Annotated in this window: 15 protein-coding genes; 11 read left to right on the top strand and 4 right to left on the bottom strand. The window is 71.8% G+C overall.

The genetic code is table 11. The features are described 5' to 3' along the window. Nucleotides 1-31: 31 nt before the first annotated feature. A complete protein-coding gene (locus tag NVV95_RS13840) occupies nt 32-2,014 on the bottom strand; it encodes a glycoside hydrolase family 15 protein (RefSeq protein ID WP_259487137.1) in 1,983 nt (660 codons plus the stop codon). A 118-nt stretch (nt 2,015-2,132) separates the two neighbouring features. On the opposite strand from NVV95_RS13840, the gene NVV95_RS13835 reads away from it, so the two are divergent. The 3 genes from NVV95_RS13835 to NVV95_RS13825 all read left to right on the top strand — a co-directional run bounded on the left by NVV95_RS13835 (nt 2,133) and on the right by NVV95_RS13825 (nt 4,436). Further along, entirely contained in the window at nt 2,133-3,026 is an 894-nt protein-coding gene (locus NVV95_RS13835) for an SDR family oxidoreductase (protein ID WP_269909051.1), read from the top strand. Nucleotides 3,027-3,162: 136 nt separating this feature from the next. Then, a complete protein-coding gene (locus tag NVV95_RS13830) occupies nt 3,163-4,035 on the top strand; it encodes an HpcH/HpaI aldolase/citrate lyase family protein (protein WP_259487136.1) in 873 nt (290 codons plus the stop codon). A gap of 65 nt (nt 4,036-4,100) precedes the next feature. Next, nucleotides 4,101-4,436 (top strand): hypothetical protein, encoded by a 336-nt coding sequence (locus NVV95_RS13825; RefSeq protein WP_259487135.1) that lies wholly within the window; start codon nt 4,101-4,103, stop codon nt 4,434-4,436. 40 nt (nt 4,437-4,476) lie between these two features. Here the strand turns inward: NVV95_RS13825 and NVV95_RS13820 are convergent, their stop codons facing one another. Further along, nucleotides 4,477-5,823, bottom strand: coding sequence for an alpha-amylase family glycosyl hydrolase (locus NVV95_RS13820; RefSeq protein WP_259487134.1), 1,347 nt, complete (start codon nt 5,821-5,823; stop codon nt 4,477-4,479). A gap of 55 nt (nt 5,824-5,878) precedes the next feature. Between NVV95_RS13820 and argG the strand changes: the two genes are divergently transcribed. Beyond that, nucleotides 5,879-7,318 (top strand): argininosuccinate synthase, encoded by a 1,440-nt coding sequence (gene argG / locus NVV95_RS13815; protein ID WP_259487133.1) that lies wholly within the window; start codon nt 5,879-5,881, stop codon nt 7,316-7,318. Nucleotides 7,319-7,434: 116 nt separating this feature from the next. On the opposite strand, the gene NVV95_RS13810 is transcribed toward argG, so the two are convergent. Beyond that, nucleotides 7,435-7,614 carry a hypothetical protein gene (locus NVV95_RS13810; RefSeq protein ID WP_259487132.1) on the bottom strand — a complete coding sequence of 60 codons (180 nt, stop codon included), beginning with the start codon at nt 7,612-7,614 and terminating at the stop codon, nt 7,435-7,437. Between the two features lie 83 nt (nt 7,615-7,697). Between NVV95_RS13810 and NVV95_RS13805 the strand changes: the two genes are divergently transcribed. The 7 genes from NVV95_RS13805 to NVV95_RS13775 all read left to right on the top strand — a co-directional run bounded on the left by NVV95_RS13805 (nt 7,698) and on the right by NVV95_RS13775 (nt 16,239). Continuing rightward, nucleotides 7,698-9,302 (top strand): FAD-dependent oxidoreductase, encoded by a 1,605-nt coding sequence (locus NVV95_RS13805; RefSeq protein WP_259487131.1) that lies wholly within the window; start codon nt 7,698-7,700, stop codon nt 9,300-9,302. 52 nt (nt 9,303-9,354) lie between these two features. Continuing rightward, on the top strand, nt 9,355-10,692 hold the full coding sequence (locus NVV95_RS13800; protein WP_259487130.1) for an MFS transporter: 1,338 nt from the start codon (nt 9,355-9,357) through the stop codon (nt 10,690-10,692). Nucleotides 10,693-10,701: 9 nt separating this feature from the next. Further along, nucleotides 10,702-12,321 carry a carboxylesterase/lipase family protein gene (locus NVV95_RS13795; protein WP_259487129.1) on the top strand — a complete coding sequence of 540 codons (1,620 nt, stop codon included), beginning with the start codon at nt 10,702-10,704 and terminating at the stop codon, nt 12,319-12,321. Between the two features lie 73 nt (nt 12,322-12,394). Further along, nucleotides 12,395-13,063 carry a trimeric intracellular cation channel family protein gene (locus NVV95_RS13790; protein WP_259487128.1) on the top strand — a complete coding sequence of 223 codons (669 nt, stop codon included), beginning with the start codon at nt 12,395-12,397 and terminating at the stop codon, nt 13,061-13,063. Nucleotides 13,064-13,217: 154 nt separating this feature from the next. Continuing rightward, entirely contained in the window at nt 13,218-13,724 is a 507-nt protein-coding gene (locus NVV95_RS13785; protein ID WP_310796076.1) for an FMN-binding protein, read from the top strand. Between the two features lie 17 nt (nt 13,725-13,741). Next, entirely contained in the window at nt 13,742-14,722 is a 981-nt protein-coding gene (locus NVV95_RS13780) for an FAD:protein FMN transferase (RefSeq protein WP_259487127.1), read from the top strand. Beyond that, nucleotides 14,719-16,239, top strand: a complete 1,521-nt coding sequence (locus tag NVV95_RS13775) for an FAD-dependent oxidoreductase (protein ID WP_259487126.1) — start codon at nt 14,719-14,721, stop codon at nt 16,237-16,239. The genes NVV95_RS13780 and NVV95_RS13775 overlap by 4 nt, the downstream gene beginning before the upstream one ends. Nucleotides 16,240-16,248: 9 nt before the next feature. On the opposite strand, the gene NVV95_RS13770 is transcribed toward NVV95_RS13775, so the two are convergent. Next, a complete protein-coding gene (locus tag NVV95_RS13770; protein WP_259487125.1) occupies nt 16,249-17,631 on the bottom strand; it encodes a cryptochrome/photolyase family protein in 1,383 nt (460 codons plus the stop codon). Between the last annotated feature and the right edge of the window lies 1 nt (nt 17,632).

The following is a 17,632-nucleotide window of genomic DNA, read 5'->3' as shown; positions in this document are numbered from 1 at the left end:
CCGCGAGCCGCGAGCCGCGAGCCGCGAGCCGCTAGACGCGAGCCTCCGACCCGGCGGAACGGATCGACAGCGCCGCATTGATCAGCGCCAGATGACTCAACCCCTGCGGCAGATTCCCGAGGAACGCGTGATCCGACGCCGCGATGATCTCGCTGTAGAGGCCGACGTCGTTGGCGAGGGGGATCAGGGCGCGCATCCGCTCGCTCGCATCGCCCACCCGCCCCGTGCGGGCCAGCGCCTCGGTGAGCCAGAACGCGCAGGCCACGAACGTGCCCTCCTCCTCGTCGACCCCGCTGTAGCGGTAGAGCAGCGGCCCGGCCGACAGCTCCTCGTCGATGCGGGCGATGGTGGCGTCCATTCGGGCACGCGGCCCGAAGTCACGGTCGGCGTGCAGCAGGATCGACGCGTCGAGCCGATCGCTGCCGGGGTGCATCAGGTACGAGCCCCGCTCCTCGCTCCACCCGTGCTCGGCCACCCACTCCTCGATCAGCCGACGGTTCTCGCGCCAGTGCGACAGGTCGTCGTCGCTCGGCTTGATCTCGCCGATCTCGGCGAGGTGCAGCGCGTCGGTGATCGCCTGCCAGCAGCCCACCTTGCTCGAGACATAGTGCTCCTCCTCGGGCAGCTCCCACATGCCCGAGTCCTTCTTCGGCCAGTTGCGGCAGGCCGCGTCGGTGAAGGCGACGATCAGCTCGCTCGTGCGCTCGTCCAAGATGTTCCCGGCGTCGACATAGCGCGCCATGATGCCGACGACATCGGCGTAGACCCCGAGCTGCAGCTGGTCGCTGGCGTCGTTGCCGATGCGCACCGGGCCGATCCCGCGCCAGCCCTCGGCGGGGGCGTCGTGCATCTCGCCCGGCAGCGAGCCGTCGAGGCGGAAGAAAATGTGCAGCTCGCCCTCGTACTGCTTAAGCGTCTTCAGCACCCACGACACGGCCGCGTGCGTCTCCTCGCGCAGACCGAACTCGACGAGGGCGCCCACCGTGTAGGCGAGGTCGCGCACCCAGGCGAAGCGGTAGTCGTAGTTCTTCCCTCCCGTGCGGTTCTCGGGCAGGCCCGTGGTGGCGGCGGCCGCGATCGATCCGGTGGGGCTGAAGATGAGCAGTTTGAGGGCCAGGGCGCTGCGCTGCACCACATCGGTCCACTCGTCGTCCTCGTCGTCGGGGCCGTCGAACTCGCGGGTCCAGGCCTGCCAGCTCTCGATCGAGCGGTCGATGCCGCGGTCGACGTTCTCGGGCACCGGCACGTGGATCGGCTCGTCGTCGGTGCCGCAGAGCGTGAGCAGGTGGCGTGACCCCGCGGTCGCGGTGAAGGCGCCGTAGAACGACAGCGGCCCGTCGGGGAAGCCGTCGCCGGGCTCGGCCGGGTCGATCCGGCCGTGCTCGCTGCCGACCAGCACGAGGTCGATCCGGCCCACACGCAGCAGCGGTCCGTGCACCGTGTCGACGCGCTTCACCCCAGGTATGTCGCTGCCGTCCTCGCCCGAGTCCTCGACGAGAGGGCCGGATGCGCGGTCGGACACGTCCTCGTGCGATGACGTGCCGCCGCCGTCCTCCGCGTCGTCCAGCCCGGCCCCGTCGTCCTGCAGCCCGTCGAACACGGCTCCCGGGACGACCGCCCAGCGCATCGGCACCGACCCCTCGAGCCCCTCGATCCGGCGGGCGAGCTCGAGCCAGGGCAGCCGTCCGGCGACACCGGTGACCAGCGCATCCGTCACCCGCACCACGCCGGTCGCGGTGGTGAAGGTGGTCTGCAGCACGTTCGTGCCCTCGACGTAGCGGCGTTCGGTGGTGAAGTCGCCCTCGGGGCGGAGCTCGAAGCGGCCGCCACCGGGGCCGTCGACGAGGGCGGCGAAGACGGGGGGCGAGTGCAGGGCCGGAACGGGCATCCAGTCGACCTGGCCGTCGAGGGCGATCAGGGCGACGGTCCGGCCGTCGCCGATCGCGGCGTAGTCGCGCAGGTCGACGTAGCGGGTGGGGAGCTGGGGCGCCGAGCCGGCCGGTGAAGGTGTCATCGCTCTCGATCATGCCCCCGCGCGCAGCGCACGGCATCACCGGCGCAGCGACTACGCCGCCTGCCAGCAGGCTGCAAGCCCCGCGCGGAACGGGCGCGACCGTCGTAGCGTCGCCAGCATGTCCGACACCATGTACACGCCCCAGGATCCGACCACCCAGTACCCGCGCCCGCCGTTCCCGCCCCAGCAGCAGGAGGGGCCCGGCGACAGCCGCAAGATGGACCCGGCCCCCGACCACGGTGAGACCACGTACGTCGGCACCGGCCGTCTGCCCGGCCGCAAGGCGCTCGTCACCGGAGCGGACTCCGGCATCGGCCGCGCCGTGGCCATCGCCTACGCCCGCGAGGGCGCCGACGTGGCGCTGAGCTACCTCCCCGAGGAGCAGGCGGAGGCCGAGGAGGTCGCCGAGCTGATCCGCGCCGAGGGCCGAACCGCGGTGCTGCTGCCCGGCGACCTGCAGGACGAGGCGGTCGACCAGCAGATCGTCGCCGACGCCGTCGAGGGACTCGGCGGTCTCGACATCCTCGTCATCAACGCGGGCGCCATGCCCACGGTCGACAGCATCGACGACTTCGAGACCGAGACCCTCGACAAGGTGCTCAAGACGAACATCTACCCGCTGTTCTGGCTCACCAAGGCGGCCTCGTCGCACCTGAAGCCGGGTTCGTCGATCATCACGACGTCGAGCATCCAGGGCTTCGTGCCGTCGCCGTCGCTGGCCGAGTACGCGGTCTCGAAGGCGGGCATCGCCAACTGGACCCGGGCGATGGCGCAGCAGCTGATCGAGCGCGGCATCCGCGTGAACGGCGTGGCCCCCGGCCCCGTCTGGACGCCGCTGCAGCCGGCCTTCGTGCCGAACGAGAAGATCGAGGAGTTCGGCAGCGAGACGCCCATGGGCCGCGCCGGCCAGCCGGTCGAGCTCGCACCGGCCTTCGTCTTCCTCGCCTCGCAGGAGTCGAGCTACGTCGTGGGCGAGACCATCGCCGTCACGGGCGGGTCGCCGACGCACTAGTTGCAAGCGGGCCAGAGAGGCGGATGCGGGGGTCACCCGGCATCCGCCTCTCGCGTTCTCAATGCACGCAAGTCGAGGTGGGGGCAGTGGGGACCGTAGGGTTGGGGTGCAGCCTGTCGATGAAGAGAGAAGCACCATGACGTCTGAGACCACGACCACTCCCACCGGCGCGCCCGCCGCCGAGCGCCACGAGGTGCCCGCCGAGATCTCGCGCTCGTGGCTGCTGCTGTCGGCCCGGCGCACCGACGAGTTCGACCGGGCCTCCGTGTCGCGCGCCGACCAGGTCGTGCTCGACCTCGAGGACGCGATCGACCCCAAGCACAAGGACTCCTCGCGGGACGACGTCGCGTCGTGGCTGAGCGGCGGCGGCAGCGCGTGGGTGCGCATCAACGACCGCGCCAGCGACTTCTGGAGTGACGACGTCGATCAGCTGAAGGGCCTGCCGGGCCTGAAGGGCGTGATGCTCGCCAAGACCGAGGACGCCTCGCACGTCACCGAGACCTTCGACCGCCTCGGCGGCACCACGCCGGTGCTCGTGCTGGTCGAGTCGGCGCTCGGCATCGAGGAGTCGGTCAACATCGCCCGTGCCCGCGGGGCCTTCCGGCTCGCGTTCGGCAGCGGCGACTACCGCCGCGACACCGGCACGAGCGCCGAAGACATCGCGATGGCCTACCCGCGCTCGCGTCTCGTCGTCGCGAGCCGCGTCGGCGGTCTGCCGGGCCCGATCGACGGCCCCACCGTGTCGTCGAGCCACCCCGTGCTGCGCGAGCAGTCGGCCACCGCGGTGGCGCTCGGTCTCACCGGCAAGCTCTGCCTGCAGACCGATCAGCTGCCCGTCATCAACGAGGTGATCAGCCCGACCCAGTCCGACGTGACCTGGGCGCGGGACTTCCTCGCCGACTTCGAGGCGCGGGGCCGGGTCATCCGCGACGGCAGCGACCTGCCCCGCCTCGGCCGGGCCGAGAAGATCGACCGCCTCGCGCGGGCCTTCGGGGTCGGCCCGCTGTAGCGGATCGAGCGCGAATTCCGGCCATCACCGGCGAGGATGTCGGTGGTGCCCGTTATTATCGAGGAATGCCTTATCGCAGCAAGGAGACTCTCGAGCACTGGCTCGAGGAGTTCCGCACCACCCGCGAGGGGGGCGCGCTCATCAACGTCCTGGTCCAAGACGGAGGCGACGGTGCAGACACCGGTCTCGTCGTCGTTCCACTCCGCAACGAGGGCACAGAGATCTACATGCAGCCGGTCGCCGTCGGAGATGCGAACTGGACGGTGACGCTCGGCCCGCGCACCAGCCCGCGCGAGCTGTCGTCGCTCGAGCTGCAGGGTCTCGTCGCCGAGCTCGCGGTGGCCGCCTCCCTGTGCCAGTTCCTGCAGGACAAGTCGGCGACCATCGTCGAGACCGACTAGCCGAGCACGGCCCACCGGCCCGCCGCGGGACTCGCTCGGGTCAGTCGCCCAGCACGGCCCAGCCATGCGGCGGCAGGCTCGCCCGCCCCGCCGCGAGCGACGCCGAGCCGGCCAGCACCGACGACGCCCCGCCCGCCGGCACCGCGACCGCCTCGTCGCCGATGTTCAGCGCCGTCACCACCGCCCCCGACCCGGTCGCCGTGCGGACGACCAACGCCATGTTCGTGACGTGCAGCACGTCCGATCGCGCCGAGTGCAGCCACGCATGCCGACGCCGCAGCGCGATCAGCTCGCCGTGCAGCGCCAGCAGCTCGCGGGCGTCGGGGCCCGCTCCCGGCATCGCCTCGGGCTCGACGGGGGGCTCCTCCGGGAACTCCGGCCGCACCGCGTCGTCCCCGCCGAGGCGCTCCTCCTTCACGGCGCGCAGGCCGAACTCGTCACCGGCGTAGACCATCGGGGTGCCCGCCAGGGTGAACAGCAGGGCGAGGGCGTGCGGCAGATGCCGTGCATCCGGGATCGCCGAGGCGATGCGCGAGACGTCGTGGTTGCCCACGAAGGTGGTGGGCACGAAGCCCTCGAGCAGCTCGTTGCCGCGCTCGATCGCGTGCTTCAGCTCGAACAGGTTCGCGTCGGCGATGCCGTGCCAGACGCCCTGCCAGAGCTCGTACTGGGTGAGCGAGTCGAGCCCCGACTCCGCCACGATCGCGAGCGCGTCGCCGTGGATCACCTCACCGGTGAACCAGGCCGCCGGATGCGCGTCCCGCACGCGCGGCAGCACCTGTGCCCAGAACGCCGGCGGCACCGCGTACGCGGCGTCGAGCCGCCAGCCGTCGGCTCCGCGACCGAGCCAGTACCGCATCACCTCGACGACGAGGTCGACCACGGCGGGGGAGGAGTGGTCGAGCGCGACGAGCTGGTCGTGCCCCTCGAAGACGTCGGCCCGCACGGGGTCGCCGGGCTGCCAGCCCTCCCAGTCGACGCGGAAGAGGCCCGCGGTACCGGCCGACGGCCCCTCCTGCTCGAGGGCGGCGAACGCCGGATGAGCACGGCCCACATGGTTGAACACCCCGTCGAGCAGCACGCGGACACCGCGTTCGTGCGCCGCGGCGACCAGCCGGTCGAAGTCGCCGTCGTCACCGAGCCGCGGGTCGATGCGGAAGTGGTCGACCGTGTCGTAGCCGTGGGTGCTGCCGGCGAAGACGGGCCCGAGGGCGAGGCCGTTCAGCCCGAGGTCGACGACGTGGTCGAGCCAGTTCTCGAGGCGCCCGAGACGGTGCTGGGGAGCATCCGCCACCCCACTCTCACCGGAGGTCGGGCGCACCGGTGCCCCGGTGAAGCCGAGCGGATAGACATGCCACCACATGACGTGGTCGACCCAGGAGCTCATCCCGCCAGTCAACACCGTTCCGAGCCGGGTGCGGCGAGACCATAGGATTTAGGGCATGTCCAAGGTACTGAGCAGGCTCCCCGTCGGCGAACGCGTCGGCATCGCATTCTCGGGAGGCCTCGACACCTCCTGCGCCGTGGCGTGGATGCGCGAGAAGGGCGCGGTGCCCTGCACCTACACGGCCGACATCGGCCAGTACGACGAGCCCGAGATCGACAAGGTGCCGGGTCGCGCACTCGAGTACGGCGCCGAGATCGCGCGCCTGGTCGACGCGAAGGCCGCCCTGGTCGAGGAGGGTCTGGTGGCGCTGCAGTGCGGCGCGTTCCACATCCGCTCCGGCGGCAAGACCTACTTCAACACCACGCCGCTCGGCCGGGCCGTCACCGGCACCCTGCTGGTGCGTGCCATGAAGGAGGACGGCGTCGACATCTGGGGCGACGGCTCCACCTACAAGGGCAACGACATCGAGCGGTTCTACCGCTACGGCCTGCTCGCCAATCCGCGCCTGCGCGTCTACAAGCCCTGGCTCGACGCCTCCTTCGTGGGCGAGCTCGGCGGCCGCACCGAGATGAGCGAGTGGCTCGTCGAGCGCGGCTTCCCCTACCGCGACTCCACCGAGAAGGCCTACAGCACCGACGCCAACATCTGGGGCGCCACCCACGAGGCCAAGCGACTCGAGGAGCTCTCGGCCGGGCTCGACCTGATCGAGCCGATCATGGGTGTCGCCGCCTGGCGCGACGACGTCGAGGTCGCCACCGAGGAGGTGTCGGTGCGCTTCGAGGCCGGCCGCCCGGTCGCGATCAACGGCGTCGAGTACACGGATGCGGTGCAGCTCGTCTTCGAGGCCAACGCGATCGGCGGCCGGCACGGGCTCGGCGTCAGCGACCAGATCGAGAACCGCATCATCGAGGCCAAGAGCCGCGGGATCTACGAGGCCCCCGGCATGGCGCTGCTGCACATCGCCTACGAGCGGCTGCTGAACGCCATCCACAACGAGGACACCGTGGCGAACTACCACACCGAGGGCCGCCGCCTCGGGCGCCTGATGTACGAGGGCCGATGGCTCGACCCGCAGTCGCTGATGTTGCGCGAGTCCATCCAGCGCTGGGTCGGCTCGGCCGTCACCGGCGAGGTCGTGCTGCGCCTTCGCCGCGGCGACGACTACACGATCCTCGACACCACGGGCCCCGCGCTCAGCTACCACCCCGGCAAGCTGTCGATGGAGCGCGTCGGCGACGCCGCCTTCGGCCCCGATGACCGCATCGGCCAGCTCACCATGCGCAACCTCGACATCGCCGACTCGCGCGCCCGGCTCGAGCAGTACGCCTCGGCCGGCATCATCGGCGGCGCGACCGCCGAGCTGGTGGGCGAGCTCGAGCAGGGCGAGGCGACCTCGATCCTCGAGGGCGGGCACGTGTCCGATTCCGAGGACGCGCTGGAGCGGGCGACCGACCTGGCCTCCAAGGGCGCCGCCTTCGACGCGGGCACCGACTGACGAGGGCTCCGGCGCATGCCGCGGGCGCTGCTGGGCTCCGGCTTACACCGCCACACGCACGACGGCCCCGGTCACCCGCTCATCGAGCCGGGCGGCCGGGGCCGTTCGCGTGATCGCTACTCGTCGTAGTTGAGGTTGTCGGCGATGACCTCCTGGTCGTCGCCGAACACGGGGTTGATCTCCTCCGCGTCGTCCTCCTGCACCTCGTCGATGCTCACGGTGTCGTCGAGGTCGACGTCCTCCGCGCCCACGTCGGTCAGGTCGGGGTCTTCGATTCGCTCGTTCACGTCGGACATGCCGTTCCTCTCAGGGGAAGTCAGTAGCTGCAACCCCTCCAACTTACGCACACTTCGTGCGGCGGGAGGAGTCTACTGAGGAGATGTCCTCCACTCATCCCAGCGCCTCGGCCCAGCCTCCCGCCGGTCGGTCGCTCTGGCGCGACCGACCCGCCGCCCCGAGCGTCGCCACGCCGTTCGACCCCGCCCCCGTGCACGACGTGGCCGTGGTCGGCGCCGGGCTGACCGGTCTGATCACCGCCCTGCGGCTCGCTCGCGCGGGCAAGCGCGTCGCCGTGCTCGAGGCGCTCGAGATCGGCGCGCTGGCGTCGGGCAACACCACCGGCAAGGTGTCGCTCCTGCAGGGCAGCCGGTTCTCGACCATCCGCTCGCACCATTCGTCGCGCATCCTGAAGGCCTATGCCGAGATGAACCGCGACGGCCAGGAGTGGCTGCTCGGCTTCTGCGAGGAGCGGGGCGTGCCGGTCGAGTACCGCACCGCCTACAGCTACGCCCAGCACGCCGACTCGAGGGCCGCCGACACCGTCGAGGCCGAGTACCGGGCCGCCCGCGAGGCCGGCCTGCCGGTGTCGCTCGTCAGCCCCGACGACGTCGACGTGCCGTTCCCGTTCGCCTTCGGGGTCGCGCTGCCCGAGCAGGCGCAGCTCGACGCGATGGACGTGCTCGAGGCCCTGGCCGCCGAGTTCGTGGCGCTCGGCGGTGTCGTGCACACCGAGACGCGGGTCACCGGCGTGCGCGCCTCGAAGCCCGCACGCGTGCGCACGAGCCGCGGCGAGCTGCGGGCGCACTCGGTGGTGCTCGCCACGGCGACCCCCGTGCTCGACCGAGGCCTCTACTTCGCGAAGGTCGAGGGCCTGCGCAGCTACGGCCTGGCGTTCGAGCTCCCGGATGCTCGTCCCGGCGCCCTCCCGGACGGGATGTTCATCTCGGTCGGCGATCCGGCCGAGGAGGGCTCGCGCTCGGTGCGGACGGCTCCGCGCGACGGCGGCGAGCTGCTCGTGATCGGGGGCGACGGGCATCCGGTCGGGCGCCCGGGCGATCGCTCGGAGAAGGAGCGCGTCGCCCAGCTGGAGCGCTGGACCGAGGCGCAGTGGCCCGGCGCCCGGCTGACCCACGCCTGGTCGGCCCAGGACTACGAGTCGCACAACACGATCCCGTTCGTCGGGGCGCTGCCCCGCGGTCGCGGCCGGGTCTTCATCGCGACCGGGTACGCCAAGTGGGGGCTGACCAATTCGGCCGGTGCGGCCATCCGGCTGACCGACGAGCTCGCCGGCACGCCACGACGGGAGCGGGCGCACTGGCAGACGGTGCTCGGCACGCGGCTCACCCGACCGGCCGACCTCGCGAAGGGGGCGGCGGCGGGAGCATCCGTGGGGTTGCAGACGGCCAAGGGGTGGCTCGGGGCCGAGACCCGGTCGACGCCGGTGCCGCAGCCGCGGGAGGGGGAGGGGGTGGTGGCCAACGCGGGCGGTCGGCCGGTCGGCATCTCGACGGTGGAGGGCCGCACCTGCGCCGTGAGCGCGGTCTGCCCGCACCTCGGTGGGGTGCTGGAGTGGAACGACGCCGAGCGCAGCTGGGACTGCCCGCTGCACGCCTCGCGATTCGCGGCCGACGGCGCGCGGCTCGAGGGGCCGGCGCTGAGCGATCTGCCGACCCTGCCGCGCACACGACACCGGCACACCGCCTAGGGCGATCGGCCGCTCCCTCCACGATGTCGGTGGTGATGTCTACGCTGTACACATGACCACCGAGACGCCCGTGCACTGGAAGCGCAACGTCGGCCTGTTCCTCACCGGGCAGACCGTGTCGCTGTTCGGGTCGATGGTCGTGCAGTACGCGGTGATGTGGTACGTGACGTTCGAGACCCGCTCGGGTGTGGCGGTGGCGCTCTACGCGCTCGCCGCCTTCCTGCCGCAGGGCGTCGTGTCGATCTTCGGCGGGGTGATCGCCGACCGGGTGAACCGCAAAGTGCTCGTCATGGTCGCCGACGGCAGCATCGCCCTGGCCACGCTCGCGCTGGCGCTGCTGATGCTGAACGGGCTGACCGATCTGTGGATCATCATGATCGCGGTGGCCGTGCGCTCCGTCGGGGCCGGGGTGCAGTCGCCGGCCGTGCAGGCGATGATCCCGCAGATCGCGCCGCCCGACCAGCTGATGCGGGTGAACGGGTTCTTCCAGACCATCCAGTCGGCCATGGCCTTGCTCGCGCCGGCCGCCGCAGGGGCGGTGTTCGGGGTGTTCGGCATCGTGCCGGTCTTCTTCATCGACGTGGTGACGGCGGTCATCGGCGTGGGTCTGCTCGCCTTCGTCACGGTGCCCACCCTGGCCTCGGTCGCGGCGAAGCAGACCAGCTTCCGCTACGACCTCGTCGAGGGCATGCAGTACATCTGGCGGCACAAGGTGGTGCGCTGGCTGCTGGTGGTGTTCGCCATCATCTTCCTGCTCACGGTGGCGCCGTCGATGATCACCCCGCTGCTGGTGGCCCGCACCTTCGGCGAGGAGGTGTGGATGGTGACGGTGCTCGAGCTGGCCTTCAGTGTCGGCATGATCATCGGCGGTGTCCTCGTGTCGACGGTGCTCGGGCGGTTCAGCCGCATGGGGCTGATCCTGTTCGCCACCTTCGGCTTCGCGGTGTTCACCACGGCGCTCGGTCTCAGCCCGAACCTCTGGGTGTTCTACGCGTTCATGTTCGGCTTCGGTCTGCTGGTGCCGCTGTTCTCGGCGCCGTTCATGACGCTGGTGCAGGAAACCGTCGACCCCGACAAGCACGGTCGCGTGTTCAGCTACGTGGGCATCGTGATGGCGCTGGCGGCACCGATCGGCATGACCGTGTTCGGGCCGCTCGCCGACGTCATCAGCGTGCAGCTGCTGCTCGTGGTGGCGGGGGCGGTGACGGTGCTCGTCGTGGTGGTGGCGATCGCGCTGCCGTCGGGGCGGGCGGCGATCGCGGCGTCGCGGGCGGTGGGGGCTGCGGAGCCGGTGGCGGAGGAGGCGGCCGGCGGGTCTGCCCCAGAGGCGGCCGGCGGGCCCACCCCCGAGGCGGCCGACGCCCCGGCCCCACCCAGCCGGCGTGAGTAGCATCGCAGCATGAGCCGTGCGGAATCGCCCATCCGCCAGACCCGTGCCGGAGCCGTGCGCGGTGCCCGTGCCGGCGACGTGATGAGCTGGAAGGGCATCCCCTTCGCGGCCCCGCCCACCGGCGAGCGCCGCTTCCGCCGTCCGCAGCCGCCCACGCCCTGGCACGAGCTCCGCGACGCCACCGCGTTCGGCGCGATGGCGCCGCAGCACGTGCTGAAGTCGATGGAGGTCGACTCCTCGGTGCCCCTCAGCGAGGACTGCCTGACGCTCAACGTCTGGGCACCCACGGGGGCCGTCGGCAAGCCGGTGATGGTGTGGATCCACGGCGGGGGCTACTTCGCGGGCTCGACCGCCCAGCGCTTCTACGACGCCACCGTGCTCGCCGGCGAGGGCGACGTGGTGGTGGTCACGCTCAACTACCGCCTGGGCATCCTGGGTTTCGTCGACTTCTCGAGCCTCACCCCGTCTGCGGGCCCGGCCTTCGGGCACGGCTTCGAGGCGAACGTCGGTCTGCGCGACCAGATCGCCGGACTGCACTGGGTGCAGCAGAACATCGCCGCCTTCGGGGGCGACCCCGGCAACGTGACGCTGTTCGGCGAATCGGCGGGCGGAGCATCCGTCATCGCCCTGATGGCCTCGCCGCTCACCTCCGGTCTCTTCCACCGGGCCATCGCCCAGAGCGCCCCCGTCACCTCGGTCTACGGGCCGGAGCGTGCCGCGACGGTCGCAGACCGCTTCCTCGACATCGTCGGTATCGAGCCGGGAGACGCGCATCGGCTGCGCGAGCTCGACCCGTTCGACCTCGTCGACGCCGGTGCCGAGCTCGTGCACGAGGTCTCCGGGGCGGTGCCGGGCACGCTCGCGATGGCGCCGGTGATCGACGGCGAGGTCGTTCCCGAGTACCCGTTGACGGCGTTCCGCGAGGGGCGGGTGCCGCGCCTGCCCCTGATCATCGGCACCAATCACGACGAGTCGTCGTTCTTCAAGCTGATGCGCTCGCCGCTCCTGCCCATCACCTCCGACAAGGTCGAGCAGATGTTCGCCGAGATCGCGGCCGACAACCCCGGCAGCCCGGGCTTCGACGAGGCCGGGGCGCGCATCACGAGTGCCTATCCCAGCTACCCGCGCCGCCGCACCCCGTCCGAGGTCTCGCGAGACGCGGGGTTCCGGATGCCCAGCATCTGGCTCGCGGAGGCCTACAGCCGGCACGCCCCCACCTGGATGTACCGCTTCGACCACGCCACGCCGCTGCTGCGCGTCACCGGCATCGGAGCCACGCACGCCGCCGAGCTCGCCTACGTCTTCGGCTCGTTCGCCCCGCGCGGCCGCGACATCGTGTTCGGGCTCGGCGGGCGGGCCGAGGCGCTCGCGGTGGCGGGGCGGATGCGCGGCCGCTGGATCGCGTTCGCCCGCGGCGGGGCGCCGGAGCTGAGCGGCGCTGCCGACGACGCTTCGGCTGCCCCTGCCACCCCTGCCGCTGCCGCCGCCCAGACCGCCGCCTTGCTCTGGCCGCCCTACGACGTCGCGGCCCGGCCGACGCTGATCATCGACCGGGACGACCGGGTCGAGAACGACCCCGACGGCGAGATCCGCGAGGCGTGGGGGCCGGAGATCCTCGCCTTCCGGTAGCGATCTCCGAACGGGGCTCGGGCGAGCATCCGCCCACCCCCGGAGCGCCTCGTCGTCGTGATAGGAATGCTGCATGGTCGCCGAGCAGTTCGTCACGCCGTTCTGGCTCGACCTCGCGGCGACCGGCCTCGGCAGCGTGCAGGGGGCGTCGTTCGCCGCCCAGTTCAAGGACCGCCGGCTCGATCTGCTCGGCGTCGGCCTGATCGGGGTGGTCGCCGGCTTCGGCGGCGGTCTCATCCGCGACCTGCTGCTGAACACCGTGCCGGCGGCGCTGGAGTCGAACTGGTTCATCCCCGTCGCGATCGTCGCCGCCCTGCTCGGCATGCTGCTCGAGCGCCTCTTCACCCGCCTGAACGTGCTCGTCACCGTGCTCGACGCGGTGAGCCTCGGGCTGTTCTGCGCGATCGGCACGAGCAAGGCGCTCTCGTTCGGGCTGCCCGTGGTGCCGGCGATCTTCGTCGGAATCGTCGCGGCGGTCGGCGGAGGCATGCTCCGCGACATCCTGCTCGGCCTGCCGATCGGTGTGATGCACGTCGGCTCGCTCTACGCCGTGGCGGCGGGTGCCGGGGCGATCTTCCTCACGGTCGCGATCGGCGTCGGCGCGAACATCACGGTGGCGGGCATCGGCTGCGTGATCGTGACGACGCTCATCCGCCTGCTGGCCGTGCGCTTCGGGTGGAGCCTGCCCGAGCAGCGCACCATCAGCACCCTGCGGCGGCTGCGCCGCCAGAAGCGGGCCTGAACGTTTCGTCGCCCCCTCCCGTTGTCCGAGGATGAGGCCGTCGGCAGCCCTCCCCGCACACGGCTCTCAGGCCAGGTGCAGAGAAAGGCCATAGGGCTCTGCCAGCTTCGCTCAATACCGTCGAGACCGCCCCCCGAAACGACAGGATGCGCCCATGATGACCACCCGACAGAAGAAGATCGGCCTGACCGCCCTCGCCGGAGTCTCGCTCTCGGTCGCCCTCGCCGGCTGCGCCACCGACGCGACCGCCGAGTCCGACGCCGGTGCCGCGGCACCCGCCGAGACCCCCGCCGCGTCGTCGGCCGCCACCCCCGCCGCGACCTCCTCGGCCTCCTCCGGCGACTCGGCCGGCTCGTCGAGCGGCTCGACCTACAAGGACGGCACCTACGAGGCGACCGGCAGCTACACCTCGCCGAACGGGCAGGAGGAGATCGACGTCTCGCTGACCCTCGCGGGCGACGTCATCACCGCCGTCACGGTCACGCCCGAGGCCACCAACCCGAACTCCGTGAACTACCAGAACCAGTTCGCCGACGGCATCGCGCAGGTCGTCGTGGGCAAGGACATCGACGAGATCGAGGTCTCCCGCGTCGCCGGATCGAGCCTGACCAGCGGCGGCTTCAACAAGGCCGTCGAGACGATCAAGGCCGACGCGGCCTGACGACGGCCGAATCCGTCATGATCGCCGATCCCGCCCAGGTCGAGGCCGCCGCCGACACTGACCCCGCCGGTGCCGATCCCGCGGGCGCCGATCCCGTCGCTTCGGCGGCCGGGCCGTCGCGCTTCGACTTCGAGGCGATCGGCACGCACTGGCAGATCGAGACGCCGCACCCGCTCGACCCGGCGACCAGGGCCGCCGTGCTCGCGCGGGTCGAGGCCTTCGACCGCGACTTCTCGCGCTTCCGGCCCGACTCGCTCGTCACCGCGCTGGCCCGCGGCGCCGGGACGGTCGACCTCCCGGCCGACGCCGTGCCGCTGTTCGAGCTGTACGACCGGCTGCACGCCGCCACCGACGGGGCGGTCGACCCGCTGGTGGGAGCGCGGCTGGAGGAGCTCGGCTATGACGCGGCGTACACGCTGCGGCCTTCCGAGTCGACGGTTCCGGATGCGCGTGCCCGCCCGAGCTGGGCCGGTGGCGTCACACGCGCCGCCGCCGCGCGGGGCGGGGTCGCCGTGTCCGCGCCGGCCGGCACCGTGATCGACGTCGGCGCCGCCGGAAAGGGCTACCTCGTCGATCTCGTGGCCTCTGTGCTGCGTGACGCGGGTCACACCGAGTACGTCGTCGACGGCAGCGGCGATCTGGCGCACTCGGGCGGTGCTCCCGTGCGGGTGGGGCTCGAGCATCCGCTCGACCCGCGCAAGGCGATCGGTGTCGCCGAGCTCGCCGGAGTCTCGCTCTGCGCCTCGGCGAGCAACCGCCGGGTGTGGGGCGAGGGACTGCACCACATCGTCGACCCGCGCACCGGGTCGCCCGCCCGCGAGGTGATCGCCACCTGGGTCGTCGCCTCGACCACGGCGCTCGCCGACGGACTTGCGACCGCACTCTTCTTCACCGGCGCCCACCAGCTGGCGAAGACATTCCACTTCAGCTATGTCCGCATGTACGCCGACGGGCGCGCCGAGCGCTCCCGTGACTTCCCCGGGGAGCTCTTCGCATGAAAGCCCGACTCGACACCCTGATCGGTCGCGTCACGATGTACAACCTGATCGTGCTGGTGCTCGCCGCCCTGCTCGTGATCGCAATCGTCGCGGGAGCGCTGGGGCAGCTGTTCTACACGCCGCTGCAGCTCGTGCTCTCCGCCGCGGTCGCCGTGGTCGCCACCGGAGCGGCGAGCTGGCTGCTCGCGCGGCTGTTCCGCACGAGGGCCCATCTGCCGTCGTCGGCGATCACGGGGCTGATCATCGTCTTCGTCTTCATGCCGACGGCCGACCCCGCCGGGCTGGCGCTGATCGCGCTCACCGGAGTCGTCGCCGCCGCGTCGAAGTTCCTGCTGGCGTTCCGGGGCCGGCACATCCTGAACCCGGTCGCCGCGGCCGCGGTCGTGATGAGCGTCACCGGACTCTTCCCCTCGGCCTGGTGGGTGGCGACGCCGGTGCTGCTGCCGTTCGTGGCTATCGGCGCGTTCCTCGTGCTCTGGCGCACCCGCAAGCTCTCGCTCGGACTCACCTTCGTGGTGGTGGCCGGCGCGATCACCGTCGGCCGTATCGTACTCACCGGCACCGCATTTCCCGATGCTCTCGTGCTCGCGTTCGGGTCGTTCCCGATCGTCTTCCTCGCCGGCTTCATGCTGAGCGAACCGCTGACCCTGCCGCCGCGCCGCTGGCAGCAACTTCTGGTGGCGGTGGTGGTCGCGGTGCCGTTCTCGATCCCGTTCACGATCGGCAGCGTCTACTCCACCCCCGAGATCGCGCTCGTGATCGGCAACGTCGTGGCCTTCGCCTTCGGCCAGCGGCGCGCGGTTCGGCTGCGTTTCGCGGGCAGCCGCGCACTCACCCCCACTACGGCCGCCTTCGACTTCGAACCGCTCGCGCCGGTGCCCTTCCGCGCCGGGCAGTACCTCGAGCTGTCGCTGCCCCATCGCCGCGCGGACTCCCGGGGCGCCCGCCGGATGTTCAGCATCACCACGCCGCCGCCCGCCGGGCCGCACGCGGTCGCGCCGGTCTCGCTCGGGGTCAAGCTCTCGCGGCCGTCGAGTTCGTTCAAGCAGGCGCTGACCACGCTGGCACCCGGGACGACCGTGCAGGCGACGTGGGTCGGCGGGGACTTCCTGCTGCCCTCCGACGTCTCGGTGCCGCTGGTGCTGGCGGCCGGGGGCATCGGCGTCACGCCGTTCGTCAGCCAGCTGGCCGAACGCGCGGGCCGCGGCTCGACGGGGGACGTGGTGCTGATCTACTCGGCGTCGGCTCCCGACGAGCTGGCGTACGCCGACGAGATCGCGGCGACGGGCATCCGCGTGCTGGTGATCGCCCCCGACCGGCCGGATGAGCTGCCGCCGGGGTGGGAGTATCTCGGGCCGGCGCGGCTCACGGCCGACGTGGCCCGCGCGGCCATCCCGGATCTGGCGTCGCGGCGGACGTTCGTCTCGGGCCCTCCCGGGTACGTCGACCACGTGTCGGCGCAGCTGCGCACGGCCGGGGCGCGGGGCGTGCGCACCGACGCCTTCGCCGGGTACTGAGCCGGCGCGTCAGCCCCGGATGCTGGCGTAGGCGTCGAGCGCCGCGCGGCGGCTCTCCTTCAGGTCGACCATCGGCTCGGGATAGGCCGGCGTCCCGGCTTCGGGCACGTAGCGGTTCACGTAGGAGCCGTGCTTGTCGAACTTCGAGGCCTGCAGCTCGGGGTTGAAGACCCGGAAGTAGGGTGCCGCATCCGGCCCAGAACCGGCCACCCACTGCCAGTTCAGCGCATTGGCGGCCGGGTCGGCGTCGACCAGCGTGTCCCAGAACCAGGCCTCGCCGACCCGCCAATCGACCCGCAGGTTCTTGACCAGGAACGACGCCACCACCATGCGCACCCGGTTGTGCATGATGCCCGTCTGCCAGAGCTCGCGCATGCCGGCGTCGACCAGTGGGATGCCGGTGTCGCCCTGCTGCCAGCGCTCGAGCTCGGCCGGGCTCGGGTCGACCCAGGGGAAGCGGTCGAACTCCTCGCGCATGTTCTGGGTGGTGATGCTCGGCAGGTGGTACAGCAGGTGGTACGAGAACTCGCGCCAGATCAGCTGGCGCAGCACGGCCGCGGCCCCCTCGGCGTCGGCCGACGCCCGCGCCCGGTGCCCGTCGAGCGCGTGCCAGAACTGGAACGGGCTCATCTCGCCCCACCGCAGGTGCGGTGACAGCATCGAGGTGCCCTCCTCGGCCGGCAGGTCGTGCTCGGCGACGTAGTGCGACACCCGCTCGGTGAGGAACGTGTCGAGGCGCTCGGCCGCCCCGGTCTCGCCCGGTCGCCAGCGTTCGCGCAGGCCCCCGGCCCAGTCGGGCGTGGGCGACGTGGGCAGGAGGTGCCAGTCGGCCAGCGCATCCGTCGCCACCGTGCGATGGTGCAGCCCGTCGCCGACGGTGGGCGCCGGCAGCGGATGCCGCGGAGTCTGCCGCGCCATCACCGCGCGGTAGAACGGGCTGAACACCTTGTACCAGCCGCCCTGGCCGGTGAGCACCGTCCACGGTTCGGCGAGCAGCGAGCCCTGGAAGCTGTCGGCCTCGACGCCCGCCTCGCGCAGACTCGACTTGAGGTCGCCGTCGATGCCGCGCTCGACCTCGCCGTAGCGCCGGTTCCACAGCACCCGGGTTGCACCGACGTCGCCCACCAGGGCGGTGACGACCTCACGCGCGGGCCCGCGGCGCAACGTGAGCGTGAGCCCGACCGCCTTCAGCGATTCGGCGAGAGACTCGAGCGAGTGGTGCAGCCACCAGCGCGAGGCCCCGCCGATCGGCCGGATGCCCGGCGACTCGTCGTCGAGCACGTAGAGGCAGACGATCGGGTCGCCGCGGAGCACGGCCTCGTGCAGGGCGGGATTGTCGCTGATGCGCAGGTCGTCGCGGAACCAGACGACGGTGGTGGGGGTCTCGCTCACG

It is taken from the genome of Herbiconiux gentiana, from assembly GCF_024978135.1.
In the GTDB taxonomy this organism is placed as follows: Bacteria; Actinomycetota; Actinomycetes; order Actinomycetales; family Microbacteriaceae; genus Herbiconiux; species Herbiconiux gentiana.
The sequence above is the reverse complement of the archived record's forward strand: the minus strand, read 5'-3'. Positions and strand labels throughout refer to the sequence as shown.